Annotated in this window: 8 protein-coding genes; 3 read left to right on the forward strand and 5 right to left on the reverse strand. The window is 60.2% G+C overall.

The features are described from left to right. Nucleotides 1–1,284: lytic transglycosylase domain-containing protein (locus tag QZ213_RS18455; protein WP_291687531.1), on the forward strand; the 1,284-nt coding region annotated here is incomplete at its 5' end. Nucleotides 1,285–1,365: 81 nt separating this feature from the next. On the opposite strand, the gene QZ213_RS18460 is transcribed toward QZ213_RS18455, so the two are convergent. Together QZ213_RS18460 and QZ213_RS18465 are read right to left on the reverse strand one after the other, a co-directional pair. After that, a complete protein-coding gene (locus QZ213_RS18460) occupies nt 1,366–1,662 on the reverse strand; it encodes a copper-binding protein (protein ID WP_291687532.1) in 297 nt (98 codons plus the stop codon). A 325-nt stretch (nt 1,663–1,987) separates the two neighbouring features. Then, nucleotides 1,988–2,221, reverse strand: a complete 234-nt coding sequence (locus tag QZ213_RS18465) for a DUF2934 domain-containing protein (RefSeq protein ID WP_291687533.1) — start codon at nt 2,219–2,221, stop codon at nt 1,988–1,990. Between the two features lie 294 nt (nt 2,222–2,515). Between QZ213_RS18465 and QZ213_RS18470 the strand changes: the two genes are divergently transcribed. Continuing rightward, a complete protein-coding gene (locus QZ213_RS18470; protein ID WP_291687534.1) occupies nt 2,516–3,004 on the forward strand; it encodes a hypothetical protein in 489 nt (162 codons plus the stop codon). 22 nt (nt 3,005–3,026) lie between these two features. On the opposite strand, the gene QZ213_RS18475 is transcribed toward QZ213_RS18470, so the two are convergent. The 3 genes from QZ213_RS18475 to QZ213_RS18485 all read right to left on the reverse strand — a co-directional run bounded on the left by QZ213_RS18475 (nt 3,027) and on the right by QZ213_RS18485 (nt 8,548). Further along, the gene (locus QZ213_RS18475; protein WP_291687535.1) at nt 3,027–3,782 is read right to left on the reverse strand and encodes a hypothetical protein; all 756 of its coding nucleotides are present in this window, start codon (nt 3,780–3,782) and stop codon (nt 3,027–3,029) included. A 270-nt stretch (nt 3,783–4,052) separates the two neighbouring features. Next, entirely contained in the window at nt 4,053–8,054 is a 4,002-nt protein-coding gene (locus QZ213_RS18480) for an ATP-binding protein (protein ID WP_365885073.1), read from the reverse strand. A gap of 101 nt (nt 8,055–8,155) precedes the next feature. Further along, complete coding sequence (locus tag QZ213_RS18485) at nt 8,156–8,548, reverse strand: response regulator (RefSeq protein ID WP_291687536.1); 393 nt, start codon at nt 8,546–8,548, stop codon at nt 8,156–8,158. 510 nt (nt 8,549–9,058) lie between these two features. Between QZ213_RS18485 and QZ213_RS18490 the strand changes: the two genes are divergently transcribed. Continuing rightward, a partial coding sequence (locus tag QZ213_RS18490) for an adenylate/guanylate cyclase domain-containing protein (RefSeq protein WP_291687537.1) occupies nt 9,059–9,855 on the forward strand: 797 nt, incomplete at its 3' end.

Genomic DNA, 9,855 nt, shown 5'->3' on the forward strand with positions numbered 1-9,855 from the left:
ATGCGCTGGATGGTGCGTCACGACCGGATCGATGACGCCACCCGTCTTGTGCTGTCGGCAGCCCCGGAGACAATGGCGCTGCAGGATACCGACGAATGGTGGCGCGAACGTCGCGCTCTGGCGCGCAAGCTGCTCGATCAGGGCAAGTCCGAAGCCGCTTATCAGGTCGTGCGCGACGCCGCTCTGCCGGCAGGCGAGGCTTACCGGGCGGACCTGCATTTCATGCGCGGGTGGATCGCCTTGCGCTACCGCAACGATCCCGCGGTGGCGCGGACGCATTTCGCCCATATCGACGACGGCTCGGCCAATCCGATCGTGCTGGCGCGGGCGAACTACTGGCGTGGCCGCGCCGCCGAAGCGGCCGGTGAGCAAGCGGAGATGCGCGCCTTCTACGAGGCTGCCGCGCGCTATCCCACCGCCTATTACGGACAGATGGCGCGCGCCAGGCTCGGCCTCGACGGAGCAGAGCTGCGCGCGGCGCTGCCCGCCAACCCTGCCGATGACGCAACGCTCGCGGATGAACGCGTGCGCGCCGCCGATATGCTCTATGCGCTCGGCGAACGCGACGTCGCCCTGAGTTTTGTCGCCGATCTTGCCGAGGAGAGCACGGACGTGGCGGTGCTGGCCGCGCTGGCGGAACTCACCGGCCGCCGCAACGATGCGCGCGCCATGTTGCAGATCGGCAAGCCGGCGCTCGCCCGCGGGCTGGCGCTCGACAACTACGCCTTTCCGACCATTGGAATCCCGCGGCACAGTCCGATTGGCCCCGGGATCGAGCGCAGCATCATCTATTCGGTCGCACGCACCGAGAGCGCGTTCGACCAGCGCGACAAGTCGCCGGCCAATGCGGTCGGTCTGATGCAGGTCACGCCGGAAGCCGGACGCGACACCGCCAAGCGGTTCGGCGTCGCCTATGATTGGGACCGGATGGTCTCCGATCCCGTCTATAATACGCAAATGGGCGCGGCTGAACTCAGCGCATTGCTGAAGGAATATGCGGGCTGTCACATCATGACCTTCGCCGGCTACAACGCCGGCCGGGGCCGTGTTCGCGACTGGGTGAAATTGTACGGGGATCCGCGCGATCCCAATGTGGACGCCATCGACTGGGTGGAGCGCATTCCGCTCTCCGAAACCCGCAATTACGTCCAGCGCGTCATGGAGAACCTGCAGGTCTATCGCGTTCGGTTTGACGGCGGCGCGTCGGTGCTGGCGAAGTTCGATCAGCGGCCCGCGGCTTCGCAGGAGGCCAACTCGGCGCCACTGCCGACATCGGTTCCCTGATGCAGCGGCCGAGGCCACGCCCCGCGCAACTGAAAACCGTCGCCAACGGGATGGAGACGCCGGATTGCGGCGTCGGAATATCTACTGCTTCTGAAGCGTCGTGATGACCTTGACCCCATCCTTGTCCGTGGTGGAGAAGGTGACCTTGTCGCCGGCATGCACCGTTTCCAGCGAGGCGCCGTTTTGCACCTTGAATTCTTCGGCAGCGCCGCCGGTGTTTGCTCCGGTGGTGCCACTCTGCGTCTGTTTGATCGCGACGGTGTTATTGAGCCGGTCAATGACGGTTATCGTTCCCGTGCGCGCTTCCTGGGCCCATGCCGTTGAACCAATGATGGCGAGGGCCGAAGTGCCAGCCAAAATGAGCGTTGCGATTTTCATGGCAGTCTCCCCGGTTTCGGAACATCTGCGATAAGCCCGCCGTGGGCGGATTGGTTCCTTCAAGAAAGATCGTCGACCTGCTTTAGCCGCAAGTGAAGGCGCTGTTGAGGCGTTAATTGGACAAGCATGTTGTCCTTTATCGCCGGTGACGATTTGCATATCGCCAACCTGCCGACCTCAGCGAGGCAACACCTCCGCGGCGGCGCGAGCCGCGAAACCGTTCACGGCGGATCGGCGATAAAGAATCCAGATGGCAACGGGGAGGTCGAGCCACCCCGGCCCCTTATGATCACGTCACGGTCATGATTCCGAGGTCGAGACCGGACTATGCTGCGCGGACTTTCCTTTTGCCGGATCCGGCGACCTTCGCCTTTTTCGCGGGCCTGGTCGTAACCGGCGCCGCATCGGCGGCAGCTTCACTGCCTGAGCCTTCGACCGTTTCCGTCAGAAGTTCCCTCTGCGCATTCAGCCAATAGACGTCCGCCTTGCCCTCGGGTTGACCGTCGGCGGTCCAGAGATGGTAGGCACGTTCCCGAATTGCCTCTTCCAGGTTTGTCATGAGTTCTCCTTTCGGTGGCCCCTCGAGAATCTTGCTTCGGCAAGGTTAACGAAATCCTAACGGCTGCTGCTCTGCAGCATGGCCCTGGCCTTGAAACCCAAAAACGTTTGAACGGTCGGGTCAATGACTGAACCTGAAGCGGTCCGGTTTGCTACGGCGCTTTGCGAGAGGGTTAGCGAACCGACCCGCACTCAAGGACAGCTGATCTGCAAGATCCGCGGCGTTTTGATTTCCATCAAAAAGGTGCGCCTGCCCGGCGTTAGGGTAACAAAACACAACCCGAGGGAGAGGCCAATGACGACGCGCCTTATCGCTACACTTTTGTGTTCCGCACTCGGCTTGATCGGCACAAATGGATTGGCCTTTGCGGACATGGTCGGACGCTACGAGTGTACGGTTGTTGGCTCGAATGCCCCAGAGCCGATCGGCGACCGCACAGGTCATAGCCTCCAAAGCGTTCAGTATTCCTGCGTCGGCGTGGATGGCTTGCTGAAGGGGGCCGTTCTGACCGGAAATGCAATGGTTGAATGGGATGGGCCCAAGTCGACCTTTTTGGCTGCCTCCACCGCTCACCGCGCACCCGGTGGGTTGGCGGTCGGGCAGCTGTTGGAGGGCAACGGGTCGATCGTGATGAAGGACGGCAAGCCAATCGGCCAGGATGCGTCGGGGAAGGCCGTGATCAGGTTGGCATCAGGCACATTTGCCGCGCTGTCTGGAAAGACGCTCAAATGGGTCTCTAAGCCTACGGGCCCGAATCGGTTCGAGCAGGAATACTCGGAGTAACCTCAAAGACAGGCCGCCTCTTTCAGTCAGCCGTGGCCTGCGACTTGATTTCGGCAAGATCGGCCAGTTCCAAAATGACGCGGTGAAACGCCAGCCGCTGCTCGTCGATGTCCTTCTGTCGGGTGGTGTAAGTCGGGTGATGAGCGGCAAGATCACCCACATAATCCATCTTTCCCATCACCGCGCCCGCGCCCCGGGCGAGCTTTAAGTGCCGGTTGGAGGAAGCCAATTCGATGATGTGGGCGAACGCCCGGTATTCCCCGGAGGCATCTCTTATGACTTTGCCCTTTGCCGCACTTTCGAACGCAAGGAGCACCAGGCAATTCAGCAAGCGCCGGCACATGACGGCACAGGCGTCGTAGAAACCGTTCTGGTAGGTTCCGTTGATCTGCACCACCAGGGTTTGCAGATACGGTCTGGTATTGTCGAACAGTCCCGCTGGAATGATGTGTGCGCCGGGCGCGGGTGCAACGACCCTTCCCGCAATTTCGTTATAGCGGGATGACAGGCGCGACCTGCTGGCAAGGCGAAGTCTCACGGTGCCCATCTCCTTACCCCTCATCACGGCACGGTTTGCAAGCAGCTGCCTTCCAAGGCGGGTGGCGTTGACCTGGCGGCGAAGCGAGAGATCATGCATCAACCCGGCCAGGAAAGCAGGACGCAACTCCGGTTTGCCTTCCTGCAGATCAAAGTACCAAAGCAGCGCGATGGCATGGCCGACCTCCGTCAGGCCGAGCTTCGAGATGCCCTCGGCGAAAGAATGAAGGGTAGTTTTCATTGCCTGCAAAGCGCCGTTTCTAATATTCCGAGTGGGCTTACCCGTCAAATTATGCGGGACCGGAGTCGCTTCTCTTCGACGCGGACTTCGTCGTTGCAATGCGCGGGTTGATGTCCGAACTGCATTATCGACCTGAACGGTCCAAGTCCTGGGTGTGAACCCCGGAAAGCGCGGTCTATTCCTCGGCTATTGCTTCCCTGGACAGTCGACCTCCGCACCGGGTCAAAAAGCGCCGAGGGAACGTCCGGTTGCGGTGCGCGAAGCGGCCGTTCACGAGAGTTGCTTCGGCACCGGTAGATCGATGATGTCGCGTACCCGGGCTGCGAGCTGATCGAAAGTGAATGGCTTGCTGATCAGGTGGACATCCGCGTCCAGGCGGCCTTGATGAACAATCGCGTTACGCGAGTAGCCTGTCGTGAACAGGACACGCAAGGCAGGACGCAACCGCTTAGCGGAATCGGCCAATACGCGCCCATTCTTCCCGGGCAATACCACGTCGGTGAACAGCAGATCGACGCGGTCGGTACCTTCGAGGATCTGCAGCGCCTTTTCGGCATCTGCAGCTTCAAGTACTTTATATCCGAGCTCTCGCAGGATGGTCACGCTGTAGGAGCGTACGTCGTCATTGTCCTCAACGACCAGAACAACTTCCTCGTGGCTCGCCGTAGGAGTTGACGGCCGTTCTTCGATCTCGACCGCGCTCAATTTTCCCTTATACCGGGGGAAATAGAGCTTCACTGTCGTCCCCTGACCTTGCTCGCTATACAGCGTAACGTGACCGCCAGACTGCTTTACAAATCCATAAACCATGCTGAGGCCAAGGCCCGTCCCGCGTCCCACCTCTTTGGTGGTGTAGAATGGTTCAAAAGCATGGTCCAACGTTTCCTTTGACATTCCTGAACCACTGTCACTGACGGATAGCATCACGTACTGACCCGGAATGACCTCCGTATCCCTGGCGGAGTAGGATTCGTCCAACGCCGTATTTGCTGCTTCGATGGTCAACTTGCCGCCGTCAGGCATCGCGTCCCTCGCGTTGACGGCCAAGTTGAGGATGGCGCTCTCCAGCTGGTTTAGGTCGACCTCAACGGGCCAAAGCCTGGAGGCCATCACGGCTTCGAGTTCGATCCTCTCACCCAGCGTTCGATGAAGCAGTTCAGTCATCTCCCGCACGAGAGCGGTCAATTCCAGCGGCTTTGGCTCCAGCGGTTGGCGCCTTGAAAAGGCCAGCAGCCGCCCCGTCAGACTCGCGGCACGCTGGGTCCCTTGAAGTGCCATGTCGGTCGCCCGCTTTATGCGGGCATGATCTTCCGGCTTCGATCTGCGGATAATGTCGAGACCGCCCATGATCACCGTGAGCAGGTTGTTGAAGTCATGGGCGACGCCGCCGGTCAATTGCCCGATCGCCTCCATTTTTTGGGCCTGGCGCAAAGCCTCCTCGGCCTTTATTCGCTCCGCAACCTCGGTTTCGACCCGCTGCTCCAGCGTGCTGTTGATTGCCTGAAGCTTTGCCTCGGCAAGTCGTCGATATTCCAATTCGCGCTGAAGCGCCTGTTCGGCCGCTTTCTCCTCGGTGATGTCGATCAATGCGCCCGAAAACATTTTTTGACCGGACGAACCGGTGTAGACGTGCCCGCGTGACAATACGGCACGCGGGTTGGCCCCACCTCGAACGCGATATTCCGCTTCGAACGGCTCTTCGGTTTCCACCGTGCGCGCGATGAGCGCCATGACGACCTCACGATCATCAGGGTGAATACCGTCAACGATCGAACTCAGCGGAAGTCCATTTGCGACGTCCTCCAGGGTAACACCGAACACTTCGCCCAGAGGTCCCTGAATGCTCAGGCGATCGCTCTCGACATCCCAGTCGTAAATCGCAACGCGCCCGGTCGATAACGCCAGCGTCAGGCGTTCCTGCGACATCACGTATCGCTGTTCGCTTTGCATGACGGCACGGGCAGCGTCCCTTCTCACCCTCGCCATCTGGATATTGGAATTCACCCGCGCGAGAAGTTCGCGGGCTGCAAATGGTTTGGCCAGATAATCATCCGCGGCCGCATCGAGCGCTTCGACTTTCGCCTCTTCCCCCGCCCGGGCGGAAAGCATCAGCACGGGGATTCCAGCCAACTTCGCGTCGGCGCGAATTCCCCGCAACACACCGAATCCGTCAAGCTTCGGCATCATGACGTCGGTGAGCACCAAATCCGGTGGCCACTGGCGCGCCGAAGCCAATGCGGCTTCGCCGTCTTCCACGGCCTCGACGACGTAGCCATGCGCCTCCAGCAATCTGCGAACGTAGTCGCGCATGTCCGCATTGTCGTCCGCCAGCAGAATGCGCCTTCCGGCGCCGGGGAGCGATTCGCGAGGTAGTTCCTCGGTCGCCAATGCAGTCTCTGAAGACCCGGAAGAAGGAAGGCCCGTCTCCAAACCGGAGAGCAGGCGAAGCGCTTCCTCCAGATAGGGCTGCGACTTGATCGAGACGGCCGACGAGCTGGATTGACTTATCTGGTCTTGCGGCAGGTGCGAGGATCCGAACGGAACACGGATGGTAAAAGTCGTTCCTTGTCCCAGGGCGCTCCTAACTTCTATGCTCGCACCGTGCATTCGCACGAGTTCCTGCACCAAAGCGAGACCGATGCCGGTGCCTTCAAAGCTTCTTCCTTGGGCGCCTTCGACGCGATGAAAACGTTCGAACAATCGGGGTTGCTCGTCCTGGGCAATCCCGATCCCAGTGTCTGCGATGCGCACCAGGGCCGCCGTGCCGTCGCCGGAGTCCGCGACGGAAACCGCTATCTCCCCGGACATCGTGAACTTGAAGGCGTTCGACAGAAGATTCAGCAGGATCTTTTCCCACATGTCGCGATCGACATAGGCCGTGCGCGACAGGTTTCTGCAATCGACCCTGAAGCGAAGCCCAGCTTTCTCGATGACGCCGCGGAAGGCCGAGGCTATTTCGGCGGAAAACACGCTGAGGTCGGTCGGCTCGAAATTCGCCCGCATCCGTCCGGCCTCGATCCGCGAGAAATCCAGAAGGCTATTGACCAGCCGCAACAGCCGCATCCCGTTACGGTGTACCAACTCGAGTTGCGGTCGCGACTTGTCCGTTGGTTGGCTGGCCGCCAGGAGTTCTTCGATTGGCCCCAGCATCAGCGTGAGTGGGGTTCGAAATTCGTGACTCACATTCGAGAAAAAAGTTGTCTTGGCGCGATCCAGCTCTGCCAGGACTTCGGCGCGCCGTTTTTCCTCTTCATAGGCCTGCGCGTTGGCAAGGGCGGCCGCAATTTGGCCTGCCACGAGACCGAGAAATCCGCGATAGTTCTCGTCGAACAGGCGAAATGGATTCAATCCGACAATCAAGACACCTGAACGCCCGGTCTCTCCGGTCGCCAGGATAGGGAGAACTGCGGCCTGAAAGGGCGGGCGATCCCATGCGCCGGCGGGGAGACGATCCGCGAACAACTTCTCCAGCCCCCCGACGACCTGTGCTTGATGAGTGGAAAGAACCGTCTTGAGAGGCCACGGCGAGGAAGCCGAGAGTTCCAAAACGGGAGGTGCCGCTGGATGGCCGATGCCGATGCCCGACGATCCTGCAAGTTCAAAAATGCCGCTGCCCGGCTCGCCCAAATACAGCATGGAGAACGGCACGTCGCGCGTATTCGAGGCAAGTGCATGTGTGCTTTGCCGACAGACGTCCTGCCACGAACGCGCGGTTGCCGTACTTGCAGACAACTCACGCAACAGGGCAATTTGTCGCTCGCCGAGGACCCGCAGGGTATCGTCGCTATTCGCGCAGATAATGCCACCGACGCCGCCATCGTCGTCCGGAATCGGGCTGTACGAAAAGGTGTAGTAGGTTTCTTCCGGATATCCGTTGCGCTCCATGATAAGAAGCTGCGACTCGACATAGGTTCCGCGATCGCCTCCCATTGCCGTTTCGAGTAATGGAGCGATGTCCGGCCATATTTCACGCCATACCTCATGCGTTGGCTTTCCGAGCGCCCAGGGATGTTTGCCGCCGATGATGGATTTGTAGGGATCGTTATAGAGATAAATGAGCTCCTTGCCCCATCCTATCCAAATCGGCTGCAAGGAGGTCAGCATGATCCTGACCGCCATCTTCAGGCTTTGCGGCCAGCCGTGGGCAGGCCCAAGGGAGGTTTTGTTCCAATCGTGCTCCCTCATGAGGCCGCCTAATTCACCGCCCCCTGCCAGGAAATCTCCCATTCGAGAGCGGCCTTCCGCCGCGATGGGGTTCGTTGACTCTTTCACCCGACGCTCCGATTAGACAGGACCGCGAAGTTTAGCGGCAGACCCGACAGTTTCAACTACTTGAATGTTGCACCATCGCCGAGCCTCGCGGGCGTCGGCCCTCACGTTGTTGATGGCGGAACATTATTGAGAAGCTGCGACACAGCGGTGAGCAGTTGGGCGGGCGCGAACGGCTTCGGCAACATGATGCTGTTTGGGACCCCCAACGACGCCCAATCTTCGGCGCTGTCCCCGCTCATATAAATAACGGGAAACGCCGGATTTATCTCTCGTGCGTGGCGAGCGACCTCCCAGCCGTTCAGCCTGTCGCGACCCAAGTTGATGTCTGTGACCAAAGCCCGGTATTTTTCGCCGGAAGTGTCCAATAGCTCCATGGCCTTCTCGCCGGACGGCGCGATGATGATCTGGAAACCACCTTCACTGAGCGCTTCTTCGACGACCGCCTGAAGCAGGTGGTCGTCCTCGACGACGAGAATAATCGGTGCATCTTCCAACTTCTTGTTCCCCCATTGCCCGAAGTAGACATCGCGAAGGCGACGAATTGGTTCCATCGGAAATGTGCAAAAGGGGATTTTGAGAACCCGAACGCACGCAGAACAAAACGCGAAATTCCACTCGGACGCAGACCTCCCGACCATTCAGGCGAGTGAGACAGTCCTGGCCAAGGGGCGGCAGAGGCTTCGTCTGCCAGGGCTTGTCGAGGTGCCGGAGCTGAAGACGGCCCAGCACGAAATCGAGGCCGGCTGCAGGAGTGGGGGGCTGCTACTGGCGGCAAAGCGATCCGACAGCCCACGTTTAACCGAAAGCCCTTGGAATTGCCAAACGCGAGCTACGGGTTGAAAGGGAGAGCAGCGCTACGGCGGCGTCCTCCCGTGCCGGACACGCGGCAACCGACCGACAACCCGATGCGCGCAAGCAGGTTGCGGCGGACTCCGTTGACGCCGTCGAGCGGAGACACGACATATCCTGTACCGTCGATCAAGGTCACTGTTCGGGAGCAAGATATGAATGCGCCGCCAAGAATCGATCCGGTTTCCGACAGCGACGTCGTGCACTGGCTGACAAACGACACGCGCGATGAGCACTTCATTGACAATATTTTCGCTGAACTTTGTGTCCGGCTCCAGCGAGCGGGTATTCCGGTCAAGCGGGCGTCGCTTCATGTCCTGATCCACCATCCCCAATGGCTTGGCGCCCGGATCATGTGGGCCGACGGGATGCAGGAGGCCGAGCTCGCGAGAGTTGACTACGATGTGAGGGAGCGATCCGAATACATCGATAGTCCCGCCAACGAAATCCATGACGGCGCTATCGAGGTGCGCGAGAATCTCGAACGCGATGCATCGCTTGGCCGCAAGCACGCCGTCTATGACGAGATGCGGGCAAAGGGCCTGACCGATTATGTGGCGTGGCCGCTGTACCATACGCTCGGCAAGCGGCATATCGTGACCTTTGCAACCGACCGGCCGGGAGGTTTCGACGACGCGCATATCGCCGGCCTGTCGAAACTCCTGCCGGTTCTGGCGCTGGTCAGCGAAATCCGAATCAAGAACCGGCTGGCGCGGACGCTGCTCGAAACCTATGTCGGATCGCATGCCGGCGGGCTCATTCTGGCCGGCGCCACCAGGCGCGGAAGCGGGACGACGGTACGCGCCGCCATCATGATCTGCGATTTGCGTGATTTCACCCGGATCTCCGACACCTGGCCGCGCGACGACGTCATTGATCTTCTGAACGGCTATTTCGACGCCATGTCGGATCCGATTGCGCGACATGGCGGGGAAATATTGAAATTCATCGG

This window comes from Bradyrhizobium sp. (assembly GCF_017881085.1).
In the GTDB taxonomy this organism is placed as follows: domain Bacteria; phylum Pseudomonadota; class Alphaproteobacteria; order Rhizobiales; family Xanthobacteraceae; genus Bradyrhizobium.

Excerpts from the sequence above, each read along its gene's own strand:
- QZ213_RS18460 (WP_291687532.1), bottom strand. The coding sequence starts at position 1,662 with ATGAAAATCGCAACGCTCATTTTGGCTGGCACTTCGGCCCTCGCCATC.
- QZ213_RS18465 (WP_291687533.1), bottom strand. The coding sequence starts at position 2,221 with ATGACAAACCTGGAAGAGGCAATTCGGGAACGTGCCTACCATCTCTGG.
- QZ213_RS18470 (WP_291687534.1), top strand. The coding sequence starts at position 2,516 with ATGACGACGCGCCTTATCGCTACACTTTTGTGTTCCGCACTCGGCTTG.
- QZ213_RS18475 (WP_291687535.1), bottom strand. The coding sequence starts at position 3,782 with ATGAAAACTACCCTTCATTCTTTCGCCGAGGGCATCTCGAAGCTCGGC.